Source organism: Rhodobacteraceae bacterium M382 (genome assembly GCA_025141015.1).
Lineage (GTDB): Bacteria > Pseudomonadota > Alphaproteobacteria > Rhodobacterales > Rhodobacteraceae > Aliisedimentitalea > Aliisedimentitalea scapharcae.
The window spans coordinates 151,410-171,245 of record CP081101.1; the positions used below are offsets into that span (position 1 = coordinate 151,410).

Here is a 19,836-nt window from a genome sequence, read left to right on the forward strand (position 1 = left end):
CCGGGACACGGTGAGTTCATCTTTTCTCGGCGGGCCTGCAGAGTACGCGTGTGAACAAACACAAAGCGCCGGGCCTTTGGCGAGATATCCCTCAAGGGGCGTGCCTATCTGAAAGACCAATTCTGCGCGGCGGAACTGACACCCATCGTTGATGCCGCGGGCAATCTGATCGGGTGGCGCTATGGGAGCGATCCACAGGGTGGTACGCTGACTATCGGATCTCACAGCGATATGGTCCCTGGCGGCGGGCGGTTCAACAGAATCGCTGGCGTTCTGGCGGAGCCTGAGGTGGCATGGGCCCTGCGCGACACCGGGATAGCTCTGCGGCACAATCTGGGAATCGTAGATAGTCTTGCCCAAGAAATGTGCGTCTTTGGCTGGCTTGTGTCGGGTCACGCGGCATGACAGGGAAGCTTGCGCAATCTGCGATTGATCCGGGCCTGTCGCAGAGATGCAGGGCCAGTGGAGCGGGGCACGATGCGGTGTTTTTCTCACGGATCGCCCCAGTGGCCACGGTTTTCAGCCCCTGCAAGAGCGAGCGCAGCCAATCACCAAAGGAATTGCCCCAACCTGGAAAATTGTCTGCCCGTGCCGCCGTTCTTTTGGAAACCGACTGGCGGCGGCTGTGCCACCGGTTTCGCGGCCTTCGCTCGCCTGTGAGACGGCCTTTGCGATTTTTTCCAAGAGCCTCATTCAACAGCGCGTTCTGCATGCGCATCTCGGGATGCATCTTCCTGAAGCACAGGTTCTGTTCGGCCAGGTCTTTCATCCCGGCGATCAGGGACGCGTCCATGCCGCCAAATTTGGCCGGCCATTTGTAGAAACTTGCACGGCTCATCCCTTATTCCGTCACAGTTCAGAAACCGGCAGACCGTCCTCTGCGTGCTTCAGGAGTCCCATGATCTGCACGTCGCCAAATCGTCCGTTCTTCATTCAACATCTCCTCGGATATCTGGTCGAGCAAATTCAGCCTTTGAACACCGTCAATTTCAGGAGGGATTACGATACGAGAGAAAATTTGGTCCTATAAATTGTATCGAAACAACTGCCACGAATTGACTGGATGGCCTGGATGCGGCAAAAGTCTCTGTGATCACAGTTTGGAGGTTTCGCGCATGGCTTGGTCAGAGATTGCCGCATTCATGTTTGTTGCTACGCTATTGGTCATGTCACCAGGCCCGAATGGATTCCTGATTGCCAAGACTGTCCCAACGTCAGGGCGTTCCGCCGGATTTGCGAATGTTGCCGGGTTTGTCACAGCCTTCTTTCTGCACGGTGCGCTGTCTGTGCTTGGCATTTCGATAATTTTGGTCAAGTCGTCGACGGCCTTCATGATCGTGAAGTACCTCGGCGCGGCCTATCTCATCTGGATCGGGATCAAGGCGCTGCATGCGGCCTTCAAAGGTGTCGAAACCGCTGAAAAAGTTTCCCCAGCAAGAAACCGCAGAACTCTGTGGCGTGCCTTTGTGGAAGGATTTATTACCAACGCCCTGAATCCGAAAGTGTCGATGTTCTACCTAGCGGCCTTCCCGCAGTTCATCACTGTGGGCGAAACCTCTGCCGCTTCCTCCTTCCTTCTTGTGTTTTTTCACTCGGTTGTGGCAGCAGTCTGGTTCTCGGCCATGATACTTCTGTTCGCCAAACTCACTTCGGTGGCGCGGAGCGGCCATTTCCAGAGATGGCTGAAAGGTGTGACAGGAGTTGTCTTTATCGGATTCGGCGTGAAACTTGCGAGCTTCAAGCCAAGCATCTAAACAGCTGCCCAGGCTAATCACCCTGAGGAGGCCTGGGCCGGCCCGAAGAACCCACAAGAGCTCGGCGAGAGGTTCAGCGCTTTTGATCTTACGCACCGAAGGCTGAATACACGACAAACGTTTTGCGACATCCTGTCGATTCAGCAGGCCAGCCACCCAGACAGCACGACATTCTCCACATTGCCGGTCCTTTCTGAAAACCAGCAGGCACCAAGTGGCAGTCTATGTCAGTTAGCAAAACTCGGCAGGCGGCTCGATGTTCTGCCTGGGCCTGCAAAGGTTATGTCATCGAAAATTGACCGTTATCCACCATCAGGGTTTCACCGTTGATAAAACTTGCATCATCGCTCGCCAGGAACAGAACTGCCGCGGCTACCTCTTCCGGCTCACAAATGCGTCCTTGCATACGGGCCACGTCCTCGTCGGACCAGTCTTGACCCAACGCTATCAGTTCCTCAGCTTCTCTTGTCCCGTGCGCAGTGCGGATCAACGCAGGAGCAACAGAATTGCAGCGGATGCCCTTGTCCCGAAATTCAACAGCGATGGCCCGGGTCAGCTGGATGCAGGCACCTTTGGACGTGCAATACGCCGCCTCCAGCGCGGACGCGGTCAGACCTGAAATTGACGTGGTATTCACGATGGCCCCACCGCCGGCCTTTATCATGTGGGGTAAAATCGCCTGTGAGGTATGGAACATTGAATTGACGTTGACCGCCATCATCCTGTTCCAATCCGCCTCTGTTGTGTCCAGGAACGGCTTAACGATCACCGTGCCCGCGTGATTAAAAAGAACATCGATCCGGCCCCAGGCGGAGATTACCGACTTGATCGAGGCGTGAACATCCGCGCCCAGCGACACATCGGTTCTGGCAAAAATCACTTCCCCGCCGGTGGCCCTGATCCGGGCTGCGGTTTCCTTGCCCTTGACTTCGTTGACATCCAGGATCGCAACCTTGGCCCCTTCGGCGGCAAAGCGCAGCGCGGCAGCGGCACCGCAGCCATCGGCTCCGCCGGAGACAACCACAACCTGGCCTGTAAAACGGTCCATCATGCTGCCCCCTTGTTGGTCAGGTTGACATTGGCGGCCAAGGCCATGCTTTCGACAATTGCAGCATGGGATTTGCGCCCAAAACCGCGGGCCATCGCGGTCTGATAGAGCTCCATCGCAAGGGAATTGAAATAAAGTGGCACGTTGTGTTTGCGCGCCATTTCCCCGGCAAGACGGTGATCCTTGTGCATCAACTCAACAGGGAAGCCTTCCTCGTAGTCATTGGATGAAAGATGGGGGGCGAACTCTTCGAACATGGTAAAGCTTTGCGCGTCGGTGTGGCGAAATACCTTGAGCAAGGTCTCATGGGAGATGCCCATCGCCGCGCCCAGCACGAACCCTTCGGCCATGGAAGCCATATAGAGCCCGGCGATGAGATTCGAGATCAGCTTGACTGCATTGCCGGTACCAGCGGGCCCCAACAGCATCCAATGTTTGCCCAACGCATCAAACACCGGGACGGCACGATCAAAAGCCGCCTGATCACCGCCTGCCATAAAGGTGATCAGCCCCTTTTGCGCGCCAAAATGCCCGGCTCCGCCCGGCTCACCACCAGACATCGGGCACTCCAGATACTGATACCCGGCGCGATCGCAGCTTTGGTAAAGTTTGGTGGCGGTTTCGGGATCGATGGTCGAAATGTCCATGACCAACGCACCGGTGTTTGCGGCGGCGAGGATACCGTTCTCGGCAAAAATTTCCTGCTGCACAGCCTGTGGGTTCGGCAAGGCCAGCACAATGATGTCTGTCTGCGCCGCCAAATCCGCAGAGGACGCGGCAATAGTAGTACCCTCGGATTGCAACGCGGTGCATTTCGCGGGGTCCCGGTCATAGACCGTCAAGGCACCAAAGGCCTTGAGCAGATTGCGAGCATAGAAGCCACCGACATTCCCCAGTCCGATCAGACCAATACGTTCCTGCGCCATCTTTCGTTTCCCTCTTGTCTTTTGTCCCAATATATGGAACACTAATCCATATTATGAACTTAGCTATGCTCCGCAATCCTGCGGAGTCAAGTGATTTGGAGGCTGGCATTGACGGAACCGGTTCCCGGAGCAGCGGCACTGACCAAGGGTATTCAGGTCCTGAAGCTTTTGTCGGAGATCGGCAGACCCGCAAATCTTGCACATCTTCAGAAGGTTACCGGGATGCCCAAGGCAACCTTGCACCGCATACTGCAAGCGCTGATGTCCGAGGGGCTGGTGCGTCAAGATTTTTACGACAAAACGTTTCAGCTGGGATTTGGTCTGCTGCGGATGACACGAATCATGTTGGAGGACCTGCGTCTGCCCGAGCTGTCCAGGGACGTATTGGAAACGTTGCGAGACCAGACCGGCGAAACCGTTCATCTGGCGGTGCCAGAGCCTGCCGGAGTGACCTATATCGCTGTCCACCGCAGCACCCATCCGGTTGGCACCGTTGGAACCATAGGATCAATCTCGCCGTACCATTGTTCCTCAGCCGGAAAGGCGATTGCGGCCTTTGATCCAGGCGTTGCCACCCGGATTTTGGCCGCTGATCTGCAGGCTTTGATGCCCGCAACTCTGACGGATCCTGCAACGCTGTCTGCCGATCTGGAGAAAACCCGAAAGCGGGGTTATGCAACAAATTTCGAAGAGGAATTCCCGGATGTCTTCGGGATTGGCGTGCCGGTAATGGACCGCCATGGGCGACCAGTGGCTTCAATCAGCATCACCATCCCTGGGTACCGGTTCGAAGCTGAAAGGACAGAGTCGATTGTTACGGCCGCCAAGGTCGCATCGGGGCAGATCAGCGACCGCTTGTAGGTGCCGATGACGTCTCGCCCAGCAACAGGTTTCGAACTTGGTTGAAAATGGGGGATCTGGCAAAAGACGGAGCCGTCTCTGCGACGAGGCGTGTCGGCAAATCAAGGCTGGCTGAAAATGGTCGCACCAGTTCACCACTGCCAAGTAACGGCTGGACCAGTGCCTCATGCGCGATCAGCACACCGCCACCGTGGCGGGCTTCTTCCAGGGCAACGGAAAACAACGAATGCACTGTGCCGGCGCGGGCAATCCCATCGCCATCTGGCTGGGCGCTCAACCACATGTCCCAGTCATTGGCCCAAGCCCCATCATGCAATAGCGTTTCTTTTCTCAGGTCGGCAAGCCCGTCCAGACGTGCCGCAATCTCAGGGGCGCAGACCGGGAAAATCCTGTCTCGGGCGACTTCCACCTCGTTGGTACCCAATGGAGCAGCGCTGTAGAACAAGGTCAGATCAAAAGGTTCGCGGGTCAGATTTGGCGGAGTTTCCATCGCGACCACGGATACTGAAATTTCCGGTACAGCCCTGCGTATCTGCCCAAGCCGGGGCGGCAGCCATAGCTGAGCAATCGAGGGCAGGGCTGCTACTTTTACTTTACTCGGTGCCGCTTTGGCGCGCAGGGCCTGCACCGCCAATCCGAGCTGATCGAAGGCTGACGTGAATCCGGGCAACAGCTCCTCGGCAAGCGGTGTCAGCACGACTCCACGGGCATTGCGGACAAACAGCGGCGCCTCGGCCCAGGCCTCCAACGATTTGATATGCTGGGTGACGGCACCAGGGGTCACCGCCAGTTCGTCGGCGGCCGCAGTAAAGCTGCCCAATCGTGCGGCAGCTTCAAACGCACGCAGTGCGTTCAGATGTGGCCCTTTGGGACGGACGGGGACAATTGCCATGATCTGAGCCTTAGTTTTTCTACGCGAAATTTATAGCAATACTGATTTGCTTTGAACAGGTTGAAAACCGCATCTTGAGGGCAGTCCAACATGTGATCCTAAGGAGCCCTCATGTCGCAGCATTTCACCCAATCCGTCGTCGCCGCCGATCCGCTGGTGGCCAAAGCCCTGGCCAGCGAGAAGACGCGCCAGCAGGACCAGATCGAATTAATCGCCTCGGAAAACATTGTCAGCCGGGCGGTGCTGGATGCACTAGGCCACGAGATGACCAACAAGACGCTCGAGGGCTATCCGGGCAACCGCTTTCACGGCGGCGGGCGTTTTGTCGACGTGGTAGAGGATGCAGCCATTGATCGTGCCAAGCAGCTGTTCGGCTGCGATTATGTCAATGTCCAACCGCATTCCGGCAGCCAAGCCAATTTGGCGGTTTTCTTTCTGTTGCTGAAACCGGGCGACAAGGTTCTGTCGCTGGATCTGGCCGCAGGTGGCCATCTGAGCCACGGGTTGAAGGCCAACCTTTCGGGCCGCTGGTTTGAGCCGCACCACTATGGCGTTGATGCGGACAGCGAAGTTATCGACTATGAAGCCTTGGAACGTCAGGCAGAAGAAATTCAGCCCAAGCTGATCATCACCGGCGGCTCGGCCTACCCGCGCGCGATCGATTTTGAACGTATGGGGGCGATCGCCAAAAAGGTAGGTGCCTGGTTCCATGTGGACATGGCCCATATCGCCGGTCTGGTCGCGGCCGGCGTACACGCTTCCCCCTTTCCGCATGCCGATATCGTCACCTGCACAACCACTAAAACCCTGCGAGGACCCCGTGGCGGGCTGATCCTGACCAACAACGCAGACTGGTTCAAAAAATTGCAATCGGCAGTTTTCCCAGGTGTTCAGGGCTCAATCCACAGCCAAGTGCTCGCGGCCAAGGCCGTGTGCCTGGGCGAGGCTTTGACGGATGAGTTCAAAGAATATGCCACGCAGGTGAAGAGCAATGCCGCAACTCTGGCGACGACCCTGCAAAAACGCGGGTTGCGCATCGTGTCGGGCGGCACCGACACCCATCTGGTGCTGGTCGATCTCAGCCCCAAGGGCATCACCGGCAAACGCGCCGAAACGGTGTTGGAACAGGCCAATATCACCGCCAACAAGAATGCCATTCCCAACGACAGCCCGCGTCCACCCGAATGGGTCGGCCTGCGCTTGGGGGCTGGCGCGGCCACCACGCGGGGCATGAAGGAAGCCGAGTTCGAGGCGCTGGGTGAGATGATCGCCGACCTGGTCGAGGCCGAAGCTGCCGAAGACACCGATGCCGCCGTCGCACGCTGCAAGGCCCAAGTGGCCGAACTCTGCACTGCTTTCCCAGTCTACAACGGCTGATCCACTACTCTCCCCAGCAGGCTGTCCACCACCTGCTGTCCTGGCCTCGCCGTGCTCTCTTTATTGCGGCGGGGCATTTTTATGCCGCAAACACATTACCTGCCAGCCGTTTCCGGGATGGTTGCAAATCCGAAATCGGGCATGCTGGCTGCAAGCAAAAAGGACAACGAAATGGACAAAACCCTGGTGAGCCGCTTGCACGCGCTAGAGCCGCTGATGTGGATCAACCCCGGGCTGGGTCCCACTGCCTCGGCGCAGGTGCCAGTGCGGCCAGAGCAGGTAGCTGAGGCAGAACAGAACTGGCGCTTGCTGGGGCCGCTGCTACAGCATTGCTTTGCCGATCTGCAACACAGCGGCGGTGTGATTGCCTCTGAATTGACCGAGGCGACGGATCTGGCGACGGCCATGGGCAAGGCACCGGGTCGTTATTTTGTGAAGGGCGATCACGCGCTGCCAGTGGCGGGTTCCGTAAAGGCACGCGGCGGGGTCTATGAAGTCTTCTTGCATGCGCTGTCTCTCGCGCGGCAGTTGGGGTTGATCGCACCGGATGCGACACCGTCTGAGCTGGCATCTGACGCCGTGCGGGAGAAATTTGGCGGCTTCACCGTTGCGGTTGGATCAACCGGCAACCTGGGTCTAAGCGTTGGCATCGCCGCCCGGGCGCTGGGGTTCCGCGCCGTCGTACATATGTCGGCGGATGCCAAGCCCTGGAAGGTTACGCGCCTGCGCCGCCATGGGGTCGATGTGGTGCAGCACCAGGCGGATTACGGCACTGCGGTCGCCTCAGCCCGACAACAGGCACAGGCGGATTCAACAGTCTATTTCGTCGATGACGAACGATCGGAACTGCTGTTCTTTGGCTATTCCGCCGCCGCTGCGGAGTTGCGCGATCAGCTGACCGAGCGGCAGGTCTCGGTGGACGCGAACCATCCGTTATTCCTTTATCTGCCCTGCGGCATTGGCGGTGCGCCGGGCGGGATAGCTTATGGGCTAAAGCAGGTGTTTGGCGATCACGCCCATTGCTTCTTTGTCGAACCGGCACAATCGCCCTGCGCACTTGTGCAACTGGCGTCGGGGCTGAAAAGCGTGGTGAACGTTTATGACATCGGCCTGACCAACCAGACCGAAGCAGATGGCATGGCGGTAGCCGAGGTCAGCCAGTTCGTGGCGCAAGTCATGCAGCCCTTGCTGAGTGGAGTTTACACCGTTGCGGATGACGATTTGTTCCGCTGGCTGGCGCTGGCACAGGAACATGCGGGGCTGCAGTTGGAGCCTTCGGCCGCAGCCTGCCTTGGCGGACCGCAGATGCTGCTGTCAACGGCGGAAGGGCAAGGCTATCTGGCGCAACACGGGCTGGATGCCTGCATCGGACAAGGTACCCATGTGATGTGGGCCACCGGCGGCAGCCTGGTTCCCCAGGATGAATATCAGGGTTTCTTGCAAAAAGGCCGCGCTCTGATGGCATGAGGCCCAGATGGCTGGATCAGCCGGCCACCCCGGTATAGCGCAACTTGCGAGCTTCGGTCGGCTTTTGCCCGTATCGCTCCCGGTACCAGTGCGAGAAATTGGAATTGGAGGTAAAGCCGCTGGCCACGCAAACCTCCATGATCGGAAGGTCAGTTTGGTAAAGAAGCTGATGTGCGTGCTCAAGCCGGATATTGCGGTAGACGGTCATTGGTGTTTCGCCGAATTTACAACGAAAACTACGCTCCAACTGGCGCGGCGAGACAGCCAGCGCCAACGCCAGGCTGCGGCCCGGGATTGGGGTTTCGATATTGTCCTGCATCATCTCAAGGCCACGCAAGAGCAGGGGGCTGCCCTCAGCTTGGCGCATGTATTTGCTCTGCTCAGACAAGGCACGTGCGCGCGTGTCCAGGGTGAGCCCGACATCAGCGGCGACGGATTGCGCCACAAAGGCACCCAGATCCTCGGCCACCAGCGCCAGGATCATGTGCATCGCGGCAATGCCGCCAAAGGCACTGTGGACATTTCCGTCCTGCCAGACCGGGCCGGGGTCTGAACACACGGCAAAGCGGCTTTCTCGTGCGGCAAACTCAAGCCGAGGGTGGACAGTCACCTCGCGTTGGCTCAGTCCCGGCAGGTCCTGCAAAAGGAACACCGCCCCGCCAACCAGGCCGATACGATGAAAACACGGCAATTTACTACGTAGCGGACTTCTGATTTCCGGGGACGCCTGCCAACGTTCGCTGCTTTGCCCGAACAGGATCAGGGTCTGGTTGCGCCCGCCACTGCTGACACCGCGCAGGTGATCAAGCCCGGCAGAGATCTTAACACGATAGAAATCCTGGCCCGTCAGCTCATTTGCAGCTTCAAGCAATTCCGTGCAGGCGCCAATGGCGGCATTGGAGTTGCTGGACTGTACCAGGATCGAGACCTTGTGCAGACCGATGGAACTTGAGCGGCCAGAGAAGGGGGCGACGGCTTGATCATACATTCGGACACTCCAACAAGCGGGGGGCGGGACTTGATCAATTCTGGCGGCCACGCGGGTGCGGAGCAAACCAGTATTTCTGCAAACTTGGCCTAGAAAAAATGAATCATGCGCTTGAGCGGGGCGAACGTGAAACGGCAGGCCCGGAAAACCGGGCTTGCCCATGTCTTCAACCTTTGGCGATGGCGTCGGCCAATGCGTCCCAAAGATACTCGCTCATCGAACGGCGTACCCGAAGCAAGAACCGGTTCTGGTCCAGCTGCGCGAGAATGACTACAGCTTGCAGGAAGTGGCTCTGGGCGCAGCTGCCAGTGCTGAACACGCGCGGGTGCAGATCCAGTGGACAGCCCTTCTCCAGGATCCGACGGGCCCCTTCACCGCTCAGCACCATGGCAACCGAATGGTCGGAGACGTCGGTCACCGCTGTGTGCTTGCCGACAAGCGCTGTTTCCAGCGCGGTCTGAAGGTTGGCGATGGCCGCGTGCGGTGCATGTACCAACCACTCGTCTGGCCCCAGCCACAACACGGTGACAAAACCGATACTGGCAAAGGTGTTGGCCTGTTTTGGAACCTTGACGCCAAGCGCCTTGGAAGCCGCGACACAAGACGCTTCGTCCATGAGGCGAAGATTCAAAGTGCCGAATTCCTCGGCGTGGTTCAAGCTGATGGTGCCGGTTACCGGGGGTTTCCGGGTGATCAGCGACCGTGCAACTGGGGTAAATACCATGTCCTTAGGCATGGGCGCGTTCTCCTTTTGCGTCATAGAACACCGGTGCGGTCAGGGTGACTTTTTCAGCATCACCATTGATGTTGCGCACTGTAAGGGTCTGACCGATGCAGGCGCGGCCGTCTTCGACCAACGCCAGCGCGATCGACCGGCCCAGGGTTTCTGACCAATAGGTCGAGCAGACCCAGCCCACGGTTTTCACCGGCGGCGCCTGGGTGGCCATCTCCACCAAATGCGAGCCATGCGGGATTACATAGTCGCGCTTGTCGGTCAGCAGGCCCACCAGCTGCTTGCGCCCGCTGCGCGCCACTTCGGGCGCGTCAAAGCCGCGCTTGCCGATGAAGTCGCCCTTCTTTTTCGACACGATCCAGCCCATGCCCAGGTCCATCGGGGTCACCGTGCCGTCGGTGTCCTGGCCAACAACGACAAAGCCGCGTTCGGCGCGCAGGATGTGCAGCGCTTCGGTGCCAAAGGGGATGATCTCAAACTCCCGACCTGCTTCAATGATCTGTTCCCAAACATACTGGCCATAGCGCGCGGGGACATTGATCTCGAAACTGGATTCACCGGTGAAGCTGACCCGCAGGATGCGGGCGTCGAGGCCCGCCACTTTGCCGTCCTTCATGGTCATGAAGGGGAAGGCGCCAGCCGAGATATCCAGAGAGGTGAGCTTTTCCAACACCTTGCGGGCGTTGGGGCCGGCCAGCGAACAGACTGCCCAGTGTTCGGCCACATTGGTCAGATACACGTCCAGATGCGGCCACTCCACCTGCAGCCAGTCTTCCAGCCAGGCCAGAACCGCCGCTGCGTTGCCCGTGGTGGTGGTCATGTGATAGTGGTTTTCGCCCAGTTTGGTGGTGACACCATCATCAAAAATCATGCCGCGTTCGTTCAGCATGAAGCCATATTTGGCCTGGCCCACCTTCAGCTTGTCCCAGGCGTTGGTATAAACAAGGTTAAGGAACTTGGTGGCATCCGGGCCGCGCACGTCGATCTTGCCCAGGGTCGAGGCGTCATAGATCCCGACCGACTGACGCACCATCTTTACTTCGCGGTTCTCAGCGACTTTGTGGCTTTCGCCAGGGCGGGCATAGACCAAGGGCCGCAGAAAATCGCCCATCGCCTCCATCACTGCGCCGTTCTGGCTGTGCCAGTCCCACATCGGGGTTTTTTGGGTGAAGTGAAACAATTCGCCCGCGTTCTGTCCGGCCATCGCGCCAAAGGTGGTTGGCGTATAGGGCGGGCGAAATGTGGTGGTGCCGACGCCGGGGATAGTGTCCCCGCGCAGATCCGCCATGATCGCCAACGCGTTCACATTCGACATCTTACCCTGATCGGTGGCCATGCCGGTGGTGGTGTAACGCTTCAGATGCTCGACCGAGACATACCCTTCGCGGTGGGCAAGGTGAATATCCGCGGCGGTCACATCGTTCTGATGGTCGTGAAAGGCTTTTTTGCCTTCGCCCACCGGTTTGCGCGACGGTACATAGTAGATCGGACGCAAGTCAAAGGCTTCCTCAGACGCTGCAATTGGGGTCTTGGCAACCCCGTCAAATCCGGCGTCCCGGGCTGCGGCCATGCCGACCTCGGTGCCCTCAGCCAGACAACCTGCCAGATCAAATGTGCCATTGCCCGAACCCGCCGCGCGGACCTTCTGCTGGCAGAACTCCGGTTTGAAACATGCCACTGCGGGATCCCAGGCGACTTTGCCGCGGGCTTGGCTCCACATATGGACCGACGGGTTCCAGCCAGCGGATACGCCAATCGCGTCGCAAGGGATCAGGATTGAATTGCCAGCGACCGTGCGCCCGTCATTACTAAGCGGCGCAATCTCACAGCCTTTCACGCTATGTTTGCCCCTGGTGGCGACGATACCAAAACCTGCGTCAACCTGAATGCCTTTGGCCTGCGCGGCTTCGAACGCCGGACCTGATGGCGATGGACGGGTATCAACGATGGTCACCTCTGCGCCGGCATCACGGGCATCGATGGCGGCGGCATAGGCAGAGTTGTTGTTGGTGAAGATCACCACCTGTTTGCCCGGCAGCACGCCATATTGGTTTACATATGTGCGCAGAGCGCTGGCCATCATGATGCCAGGGCGGTCGTTTTCCGCAAAAACCGGCGGACGCTCATGCGCGCCGGCAGCCAGCACCACCTGTGCAGCCCGGATTTTCCAGAACCGTTCGCGTACGCCGTTCTGACGGGGGCCATTGTGGTTGGTCACCCGCTCTAGCGCGGTGATGTAGTTGTGGTCGTAATAGGCCGAAGCGGTGGTGCGGGTCAGCACGGTAACCTCTTCGATGGCCTCCAGTTCGCTCAGCGTGTCAGCAATCCATTGGTCGGCGGGCTTGCCGTCGATATCTTCGCCCGTGGTCAGCAGCGAGCCGCCAGCCGAGGCGTTTTCATCCAGAACAAAGACCCGCGCGCCGGTGCGGCCCGCGTTCAGCGCTGCCGCTAGACCCGCGGGCCCCATGCCGACAACCAATACATCGCAATGCACATGGCGGTGTTCATAGACATCCGGATCGTTTTCTTCGGGACATTTGCCCAGACCGGCGGACTTGCGGATCACCGGTTCAAACACTTTCTCCCACCAGCTCGCGGGCCACATGAAGGTCTTGTAATAAAAGCCCGAAGGGATGAGCCGGGAGGCTGCATTGTTGACCGCGCCCACGTCCCAGTGGACCGAGGGCCAGCAGTTCTGGCTGGCCGCACTCAGCCCGTCATAAAGCTCGACCATGGTGGCGCGGGTGTTCGGTTCGGTCCAGGCACCGGTTTCCAACTGCACGAGGCCCGAGGGTTCTTCGGACCCGGCGGTGTATACGCCGCGCGGGCGATGGTATTTGAACGACCGGCCCAAAAGTTTGACATTATTGGCCAGCAAAGCGGACGCAAGCGTGTCGCCCTCATAGCCCTGATAGCTTTTGCCATTGAAGGTAAAGCTGACCGGTTTCGCGCGGTTTACCCGCCCTTTGCCGGTTACACGGTTTACTTGCGCCATTTTACTTGGCCTCGGTTTCAGTGGTTGCTTCGAATTCGGATTTCGACAGGACACCGTCCCAATCGTCGGGCGGCAGGGGCGCGGTTTCGCCTACCTTGTAGGTGGCCCAGAACTGGTCGGTCACCGTGTGGCGTACCGCGTTGAACCAGCGGCGACAGCCCATTGCGTGGTTCCAGCGCTCCTGATGCGCGCCTTTGGGGTTCTTGCGGGTGAACAGATAGCGGGCAAACTCAGCATCGCTGATCGCAGCCATGTCTTTGGGCCGCGCGATATGCGCCTCGCCGCCATACGCGAATTCGGTGAGGTTGCGTTTGCCACAAAAGGGGCAATCTACTTGGATCATGCTCTCTTTCCTTAGTGCGCAGCTGCAGCCGCCGCGGCCTCGTCGACCAGGCGGCCCGAGGTGAAGCGGTCAAGCGAGAAGGGTTTGGCGATGGGATGCAATTCGTCCTTGGCGAGACTGGCAGCAAACACGTTGCCCGATCCCGGTGTCGCCTTGAAGCCGCCAGTGCCCCAGCCGGAATTGACATACAGACCGTCAACACCGGTGTGGCTGATGATGGGTGACCGGTCGGGCGAAATATCCACGATCCCGGCCCATTGCCGCATCATCCTGAGCCGCGAGAAAATCGGCATCAGCTCGATCAGCGGGCCAATCACATGGTCGACGGCATCCAGCCCGCCGCGCTGCGAATAGGAGTTCTGAGGGTCGGTCCCTGCGCCCACCACCAGCTCGCCCTTGTCGGATTGGCTGACATAGACGTGGATGCCGTTGGACATCAGCACGCAGTCGATGACGGGTTTGATCGGCTCTGAGACCAGTGCCTGCAGCGGTACCGATTCCAGCGGCATGTCCACGCCCGCCTTTTGCATCACGACCGAGGTATGGCCAGCTGCCACCACGCCAACGCGGTTCGACCGGATATTGCCGCGGGTGGTTTTCACCCCCATGACTTTTCCACCCTGAATGTCGAAACCGGTGACTTCACAGTTCTGGATGATATCGACACCCAGGCTGTCAGCGGCGCGGGCATAGCCCCAGGCCACCGCATCATGTCGGGCGGTGCCTGCACGTTTTTGCAGCAGCGCGCCCATCACGGGATAGCGGCAGTTGATGTTGATCTCGGGGATCATTTCTTTGACCTGACCGGGGCTCAGAAATTCGTTCTCGATCCCGTTTAGGTGGATCGCATTGCCACGACGTTGGATCTCCTGCATCTCATGCTCGGAATGTGCCAGAAAGCACAGACCGCGCTGGGAGAACATCAGGTTATAGTTCAGCTCCTGGGTCAGCCCTTCCCAGAGCTTCATTGAATGCTCGTAAATGGCCGAGCTGTCGTCCCACAGGTAATTGGAGCGCACCACGGTGGTGTTCCGCCCGGTGTTGCCGCCGCCGATCCAGCCCTTTTCCAGGATCGCGACATTGGTGATGCCGTGTTCCTTGGCCAGATAATACGCGGTCGCCAGACCGTGGCCGCCGCCACCGATGATGATCACATCATAGGCCGGTTTGGGGTCGGGATCGCGCCATGCGCGCTGCCAGCCCTTATGATACCCTAGGCTTTTGCCCAGGATATTCAGGAGTGAATATCGTTGCATTTTATGAGTCTCTTGGTTGGTCTTGCTGCCCCGGCCATCCGGGGCGGCAAGGAGGTTTTCTTGAACATGGCCGGGGTTTGCGACCCCAGCGAAGGGCGTCAGCCGAAAATCAGCGTCGGCAACCACAGCGCCACATCAGGCACATATGTGGTGATGATCAGCGTCGGCAGCCAGGCAAACGCGATGAAGACCAGAATAGGCTTCAGCATGGTATTCACCGGCGTGCCGGTGACCCGCGCACCCAGATAGAGCAGTGGCGCAGTCGGCGGCGTAATGTTCGCCATCCCGAGGTTCACACCGAGAACAGCGGCAAAATGCACCGGATCCATGCCCACCGAAGTGACGATCGGCAGCAGCAGCGGCGCCGAAAGCAGCAGGCCCGAGATATCATCCATCAGCATCCCGATCAGGATCATCACGATGTTTACCATCAAGAGGATGATGATCGGGTTTTCACTGACCGAATAGACCAGTTCCTTGGCCAGTGTCGGAATGTCTTCGAAGATCAGAAAACGTGACACGATCAGCACCATAAAGATCATCGCCATAACAACACCGATGGTCACACCGGACTGACGAAGGGTCAGCAGCAACGTGCGCCAGGTCAAACCCTTGTAGATGTAGATTCCGATTGGGATGGCATAGAGCACAGCCACGCCTGCCGCTTCGGTCGGGGTCATGATGCCGCCATAGATGCCACCCAAGATGATGGCGGGCATCAGGAATGCGGGCATGGCAATCGCTGAACGCTTGCGCCATTCGCGCAGGAAGTGCTTGGGCCGGTCGGTCAGTACAATGTCCTGGTTCTTGCGCAGCATAAAAAAGTTCACGATGCACAAAAGCGTCACCAGGATGATGCCCGGCACCACGGTGGAGAGAAAGCACTTCAGAACCGACTGCTGGGTTACCCACGCATAGAGGATCTGCGCCGCTGACGGTGGGATCAACAGACCCAGGGGGCTTGCGGCCACGATCAGCGCCGCCGACATGCCCTGTGGATACTTGGCCTCGCGCAGGTGCGGCATCATGATACCACCGATGCAGGTCAACGTTGCCGCGCCCGACCCGGAGATGGCCCCGAAGATTGCCGAGGCCACAACAGCCGCCGCAGTCAAACCTCCGCGAATGTGACCCACGAACAGCTCGGCCAGATTGACCAATGGTCCGGCGATCTTGCCCTTTTCCATGACTGCGCCAGCCATGATGAACAACGGAATGGCCAGCAGCACGACCGAATTCATTTTCCAGTGGCCCGAAGGCAGATAGCCCGCAACATCATGGCCGCCAAACAGCCACAGGAACACCAGTACGCCGCCAAAAGACAGTGGCACCGAGACGCCAACCAGCAAGAGAGTACAGATGATGAGAATGGAAATACCGATGATCATTTGTTGGGTCCTCTCGCGCTTTGACGCGGGATCAGCTGATTGTCTTCGCGGGTGTCCGGCGCACCGGTTTTCAGCAGAACGTACAGATGCAGGATTGAGTAGACCGCCATCAGTATGAAGCCGAAGAAGATGCCGATGCGCGGCACCAGAAACGGGATATGCAGAGCAATGGTGGTCTGCCAGTTCGGGTAATAGCTGATCTCGTCCGCGATCATCAGAAAGGCCCAATAGATGATGGCAAAGGTGATCAGCACTTCGATGAACTCGATGATCACATTGCGCAGCCACAGTTTGCGTGGGTCCTTGATGACAAAGCCGAGCAGATCGGCGTTCACGTGGCTTTTGTCGTATGTCCCCATGGCCGAGGCCATGAAGAACATCCAGAAGCAGATCACCATCAGCCATTCTTCATAGGCAAACAGGTCCGCGCTGAACCCGTAGCGGGCGACCACGACAAAGCCAAAGGTCAGGGCCATGATCAGCGAAGCAACGACGATGATGAAGTTTTTGATGGCCAGCGCGACCCGGACGGGCCCTGCGATGGCATTCGGAAGTTTGTCGACAAGCTCAGGCATGTCTCTCCCCTTCTTGGTAGAGATTCCGCACCAGCGGAAAAAAACGGGCGGCAGCCGGTTTACACCGTGCCACCGCCCGGCCGGGAGGAGGGCTTATTTGTCAGCCAACAAACGGTCGAGGATGTCCTGGCCCACGATCTCGCCAACTTGTGGCCAGACGTTTTCACGCACATGGGCAACCATCGCAGCCTTTTCTTCGGCGGTTGGGTCCAGAATTTCATAACCGGAGTCCAGCAGCTTGGCGCGGAAGGCATCGTCGTTGTCCAGATTCCACTGGGTGAACTCGGCTGAGGCCTTTTCAAAAGCTGAAGAAACCACGGCCTGCTGCTCTTCGTTCATTTTGTCCCATGTGCGGTTCGAAGCGTAGTAGGTCGAACCTTCGATGAACGCACCGTAGGGGATGAAGTATTTGCCAACATCGGACACCGCAAAAGTGGTGTAGGTCAGCTGTGCGGTGCAGCAGATGGCACCGTCAACCACGCCTGACTGGATTGCCGGGAACACTTCTGCCCAATTCATAGTGGTGGTGTTGAACCCCAGCGATTCAGTGGTCGCCTTGGCGACATTCGAGGACCACACGCGGATGTTCATATCCTTGGTTCCGGTGCCCGCCCAATCGGTGGGCTTCTTGTCAGCTACGATGCCGATGAAACCTTCGGCGTTGTTGGCCAGCAGGTGGATGCCGATATTATCCAGACGCTCACGGAAAATCTGGTTATAGGCGCTCTCGCGGTTCATGTAGATGCGTTCGACGTCGGCGTTGTCCGACACCAGGAATGGCAGCGAGTTGATCTCAAACGCCGGATCTTTGTGGGCGTAGACAAAACCATAGACCAGATCAACGTTGCCCCGGATTGCGTCTTCCAGAAGCTCCTCGCCGGAACCAAGCTGGTTGGCGGGAAACAGCGAGATTTTCAGGCCGACATCTGCGGCTTCAATCTCGGCTTTGATCTGTTCCATCATTTTTGAACCTTGATGTTCGACCGGAAAGGTACCGGCGAATTTCAGGCGCAGATCAGCGGCCATTGCAGGCAACGCAGACACGGCTGCGACTGTGCCTGCAAGCAGGGCGCTCATGACGGATTTCTTGAATGTCATCTTAGAAGTTCCTCTGTTTCGTGCCCGGCTGTTTTGCAGCAGCGCGGGCCTCCTCCCATCCGGCGAACCTGCTGATTCACCGTTGGCATAGACTTCCAAAGTGCTCCCACTTTGTATTGAACATCAGGACGCATTCGTTGTATGAATCGGACAAGGGAAAACAGGATTTGGTCTTAGATGTTCAGCAACACCGCCTATCCAAGCGAACCTGACCTGAGGATTGGCCTGGTTCCACTGAATCAATTCACCATGATGCCCCTGACATGCGTTGTTGAATGTTTGCGTCATGCTGCCGATAAAATGGACTTTAGTCGTCAAATTTACTGTCAGTGGAGCCTGTTGTCCAAAGACAAGACCCCGATCCGGGCCAGTTGTGGCTTTGAAATCCTGCCCACTGAAATTTTTAACCCTCAGGCCAAATTTGATTACCTCTTGGTGTTTGCTGGCCTGATGCCTGCCGCCTTGATGGCACCCCCTGAAACCCGGGACTACCTGCAGCGGATGCATGCGCAAGGCACCCCGCTGGTCGGAATTGATACCGGCGTAATGCTGTTGGCCCAGCTTGGTTTGCTGGATGCGCGGGAGTGCGCCATGCATTTTCATCACAAGACCGACCTGGAAGAAAATTTTCCTGCGGTTCGCCCCGTGCTGGACCAGCCGTTCATCGACCTCGGGGATGTTATCACTTGCCCCGGCGGCGCGCGCGCTCTGGATCTGATCCTGCATCTGATTGGCAAACATTGCGGCAAGGCGCGGGCGCAAAAAGCGATACGGCAGCTGATGATCGACCCCAAACATATCTCCAACACCTCTGCCCATATGCCCTATGCCAATCTCACCGACTGCGGTGACTGGCGGGTCGAGAAGGCGGTCGCGCTGATGGAAGGGCATGTCTCCACGCCGCTACAGGTCTCGGAGCTGGCCGGGCTGATGGGGATCAGCACCCGCAACCTGACCCGGGCCTTTCGCGAGCAGGCGGGCGAAAGCCCCGCCGTCGTGTTCCGCAACATACGACTGGCCAGCAGTCACTGGTTACTCTTGAACACCAACCGTTCAATCGCGCAGATTGCCTATGAGTGTGGCTTCGCCGACTCCGCCCATTTCAACCGCTGGTTCCACAAAACTTATAGCCTGCCGCCCAACGAATTCCGCCAAAGCCGCAAACGGCTCGGTCAGATCGACAACTGACTCTCCGCAGAAAAAGAAAAGAGACAGACATGCGCCGCCGCCTGCCCCCGCTTTACTCCCTGCGTGCCTTTGAGGCCGCCGCCCGCCATTCCAGTTTTTCCAAGGCTTCAAATGAGCTCAACCTGACCGCAGCGGCCATCGCCCATCAAGTCAAGAAACTGGAGATGGAGCTGGGCGTGGAGCTGTTCCAGCGTCGCCCGCGCGGAGTCGAGCTGAATGAGGCGGGCAAAGAATACCTGCGGATTGTGGAGCGCTTGCTGGATGATTTGACCAGGGAAACCCAACTCTTCAAGGCGCAACACCGCGCACAGCCAATCCGCATCGCCGCGTTGCATGTTGTAAGCGAACGACTGGTAAGACCGTTGGTACAGGCGTTCTTTTCTGATCATCCAGACGTGCGGGCAGAGCTGATTGCTGACATGGTCGAACCTGACTTTCGCTCTGGAAACCTGGATGTGGTCGTCTGGCATGGCGAGATTCCACCGCCGCAATACCCGTCGATCCGTATCATGTCGGAAACCCTGACGCCGGTTTGCGCGCCTCAGCTTTTAGAGAGTTTTCCAGCGGGAATGACGATGGAGGATGTGCAAAAGATCCCGGCTCTTTACGATCTCTATTGGGATGACGACTGGACAACATGGCTCGAGGCCGCGGGTGGTCGCGACTTGCAGAATAGCCTTGGATTCAGTCTGTATTCCGCGATGATCCAGACGGTGCGGGAAGGCGGTGGTATCGCCATCGGACACACCGGTTTGCTGGAAAAAGAGCTGAAGAGCGGTCAATTGGTGAAACCCTTCGACTTGGAGATACCCAGCCGAAAAAGCTATTTCGCATTGACGACAAACGAGATTCTTCGGAAGCCGGGCGTCGCGGCATTTTGGGAATGGCTCGCAGAGGCAACACAAGCAATGGACAAGTAACAAGTCATCTGTCCCCCTGCGTCGCAG

Annotated in this window: 17 protein-coding genes; 6 read left to right on the forward strand and 11 right to left on the reverse strand. The window is 58.2% G+C overall.

All coding sequences use genetic code 11. From position 1 onward, the window contains the following. Positions 1-1,115: 1,115 nt before the first annotated feature. Entirely contained in the window at positions 1,116-1,754 is a 639-nt protein-coding gene (locus K3727_23150) for a LysE family translocator (GenBank protein UWQ93706.1), read from the forward strand. 280 nt (positions 1,755-2,034) lie between these two features. Here K3727_23150 and K3727_23155 read toward each other — a convergent pair whose 3' ends face one another. Together K3727_23155 and K3727_23160 are read right to left on the reverse strand one after the other, a co-directional pair. Further along, positions 2,035-2,805, reverse strand: coding sequence for a glucose 1-dehydrogenase (locus tag K3727_23155; GenBank protein ID UWQ93707.1), 771 nt, complete (start codon positions 2,803-2,805; stop codon positions 2,035-2,037). Continuing rightward, positions 2,802-3,728: an NAD(P)-dependent oxidoreductase gene (locus K3727_23160; protein UWQ93708.1), complete on the reverse strand. Its 927-nt coding sequence runs from the start codon at positions 3,726-3,728 to the stop codon at positions 2,802-2,804. Before K3727_23160 ends, K3727_23155 begins: the two co-directional genes overlap by 4 nt. Before the next feature lie 108 nt (positions 3,729-3,836). Here K3727_23160 and K3727_23165 point away from each other — a divergent pair, with 108 nt between their 5' ends. Further along, a complete protein-coding gene (locus K3727_23165; protein UWQ93709.1) occupies positions 3,837-4,589 on the forward strand; it encodes an IclR family transcriptional regulator in 753 nt (250 codons plus the stop codon). Here the strand turns inward: K3727_23165 and K3727_23170 are convergent. Then, entirely contained in the window at positions 4,573-5,481 is a 909-nt protein-coding gene (locus tag K3727_23170) for a LysR family transcriptional regulator (protein UWQ93710.1), read from the reverse strand. The genes K3727_23165 and K3727_23170 overlap by 17 nt on opposite strands. A gap of 111 nt (positions 5,482-5,592) precedes the next feature. Between K3727_23170 and K3727_23175 the strand changes: the two genes are divergently transcribed. Both K3727_23175 and K3727_23180 read left to right on the forward strand, forming a co-directional pair. Next, positions 5,593-6,858, forward strand: coding sequence for a serine hydroxymethyltransferase (locus tag K3727_23175; GenBank protein UWQ93711.1), 1,266 nt, complete (start codon positions 5,593-5,595; stop codon positions 6,856-6,858). Positions 6,859-7,029: 171 nt separating this feature from the next. Beyond that, complete coding sequence (locus tag K3727_23180; protein ID UWQ93712.1) at positions 7,030-8,325, forward strand: D-serine ammonia-lyase; 1,296 nt, start codon at positions 7,030-7,032, stop codon at positions 8,323-8,325. Positions 8,326-8,341: 16 nt separating this feature from the next. Here K3727_23180 and K3727_23185 read toward each other — a convergent pair whose 3' ends face one another. From K3727_23185 to dctP, 8 genes are all read right to left on the reverse strand, one after another. Beyond that, complete coding sequence (locus K3727_23185; GenBank protein ID UWQ93713.1) at positions 8,342-9,475, reverse strand: helix-turn-helix domain-containing protein; 1,134 nt, start codon at positions 9,473-9,475, stop codon at positions 8,342-8,344. 4 nt (positions 9,476-9,479) lie between these two features. Next, entirely contained in the window at positions 9,480-10,049 is a 570-nt protein-coding gene (locus tag K3727_23190; GenBank protein UWQ93714.1) for a hypothetical protein, read from the reverse strand. Next, a complete protein-coding gene (locus tag K3727_23195; GenBank protein ID UWQ93715.1) occupies positions 10,042-13,041 on the reverse strand; it encodes a sarcosine oxidase subunit alpha family protein in 3,000 nt (999 codons plus the stop codon). Before K3727_23195 ends, K3727_23190 begins: the two co-directional genes overlap by 8 nt. Before the next feature lies 1 nt (position 13,042). Beyond that, positions 13,043-13,384 carry a sarcosine oxidase subunit delta gene (locus tag K3727_23200; GenBank protein UWQ93716.1) on the reverse strand — a complete coding sequence of 114 codons (342 nt, stop codon included), beginning with the start codon at positions 13,382-13,384 and terminating at the stop codon, positions 13,043-13,045. Between the two features lie 11 nt (positions 13,385-13,395). After that, positions 13,396-14,640 (reverse strand): sarcosine oxidase subunit beta family protein, encoded by a 1,245-nt coding sequence (locus K3727_23205; GenBank protein UWQ93717.1) that lies wholly within the window; start codon positions 14,638-14,640, stop codon positions 13,396-13,398. A 98-nt stretch (positions 14,641-14,738) separates the two neighbouring features. After that, on the reverse strand, positions 14,739-16,028 hold the full coding sequence (locus tag K3727_23210; protein UWQ93718.1) for a TRAP transporter large permease: 1,290 nt from the start codon (positions 16,026-16,028) through the stop codon (positions 14,739-14,741). Next, the gene (locus K3727_23215; GenBank protein UWQ93719.1) at positions 16,025-16,603 is read right to left on the reverse strand and encodes a TRAP transporter small permease subunit; all 579 of its coding nucleotides are present in this window, start codon (positions 16,601-16,603) and stop codon (positions 16,025-16,027) included. The genes K3727_23210 and K3727_23215 overlap by 4 nt, the downstream gene beginning before the upstream one ends. Positions 16,604-16,696: 93 nt before the next feature. Then, complete coding sequence (gene dctP, locus K3727_23220) at positions 16,697-17,701, reverse strand: TRAP transporter substrate-binding protein DctP (GenBank protein UWQ93720.1); 1,005 nt, start codon at positions 17,699-17,701, stop codon at positions 16,697-16,699. A gap of 339 nt (positions 17,702-18,040) precedes the next feature. On the opposite strand from dctP, the gene K3727_23225 reads away from it, so the two are divergent. Continuing rightward, on the forward strand, positions 18,041-18,889 hold the full coding sequence (locus tag K3727_23225; protein ID UWQ93721.1) for a helix-turn-helix domain-containing protein: 849 nt from the start codon (positions 18,041-18,043) through the stop codon (positions 18,887-18,889). Positions 18,890-18,918: 29 nt separating this feature from the next. Continuing rightward, positions 18,919-19,809, forward strand: coding sequence for a LysR family transcriptional regulator (locus tag K3727_23230; protein UWQ93722.1), 891 nt, complete (start codon positions 18,919-18,921; stop codon positions 19,807-19,809). Positions 19,810-19,836: the final 27 nt, after the last annotated feature.

What these genes read in the sequence shown, in the direction of transcription:
- K3727_23200 (UWQ93716.1), bottom strand. Translation starts at nt 13,384, where the DNA reads ATGATCCAAGTAGATTGCCCCTTTTGTGGCAAACGCAACCTCACCGAA.
- K3727_23190 (UWQ93714.1), bottom strand. Translation starts at nt 10,049, where the DNA reads ATGCCTAAGGACATGGTATTTACCCCAGTTGCACGGTCGCTGATCACC.
- K3727_23195 (UWQ93715.1), bottom strand. Translation starts at nt 13,041, where the DNA reads ATGGCGCAAGTAAACCGTGTAACCGGCAAAGGGCGGGTAAACCGCGCG.
- K3727_23170 (UWQ93710.1), bottom strand. Translation starts at nt 5,481, where the DNA reads ATGGCAATTGTCCCCGTCCGTCCCAAAGGGCCACATCTGAACGCACTG.
- K3727_23185 (UWQ93713.1), bottom strand. Translation starts at nt 9,475, where the DNA reads ATGGGCAAGCCCGGTTTTCCGGGCCTGCCGTTTCACGTTCGCCCCGCT.
- K3727_23205 (UWQ93717.1), bottom strand. Translation starts at nt 14,640, where the DNA reads ATGCAACGATATTCACTCCTGAATATCCTGGGCAAAAGCCTAGGGTAT.
- dctP (UWQ93720.1), bottom strand. Translation starts at nt 17,701, where the DNA reads ATGACATTCAAGAAATCCGTCATGAGCGCCCTGCTTGCAGGCACAGTC.
- K3727_23210 (UWQ93718.1), bottom strand. Translation starts at nt 16,028, where the DNA reads ATGATCATCGGTATTTCCATTCTCATCATCTGTACTCTCTTGCTGGTT.
- K3727_23155 (UWQ93707.1), bottom strand. Translation starts at nt 2,805, where the DNA reads ATGATGGACCGTTTTACAGGCCAGGTTGTGGTTGTCTCCGGCGGAGCC.
- K3727_23175 (UWQ93711.1), top strand. Translation starts at nt 5,593, where the DNA reads ATGTCGCAGCATTTCACCCAATCCGTCGTCGCCGCCGATCCGCTGGTG.
- K3727_23150 (UWQ93706.1), top strand. Translation starts at nt 1,116, where the DNA reads ATGGCTTGGTCAGAGATTGCCGCATTCATGTTTGTTGCTACGCTATTG.
- K3727_23230 (UWQ93722.1), top strand. Translation starts at nt 18,919, where the DNA reads ATGCGCCGCCGCCTGCCCCCGCTTTACTCCCTGCGTGCCTTTGAGGCC.
- K3727_23160 (UWQ93708.1), bottom strand. Translation starts at nt 3,728, where the DNA reads ATGGCGCAGGAACGTATTGGTCTGATCGGACTGGGGAATGTCGGTGGC.
- K3727_23180 (UWQ93712.1), top strand. Translation starts at nt 7,030, where the DNA reads ATGGACAAAACCCTGGTGAGCCGCTTGCACGCGCTAGAGCCGCTGATG.
- K3727_23215 (UWQ93719.1), bottom strand. Translation starts at nt 16,603, where the DNA reads ATGCCTGAGCTTGTCGACAAACTTCCGAATGCCATCGCAGGGCCCGTC.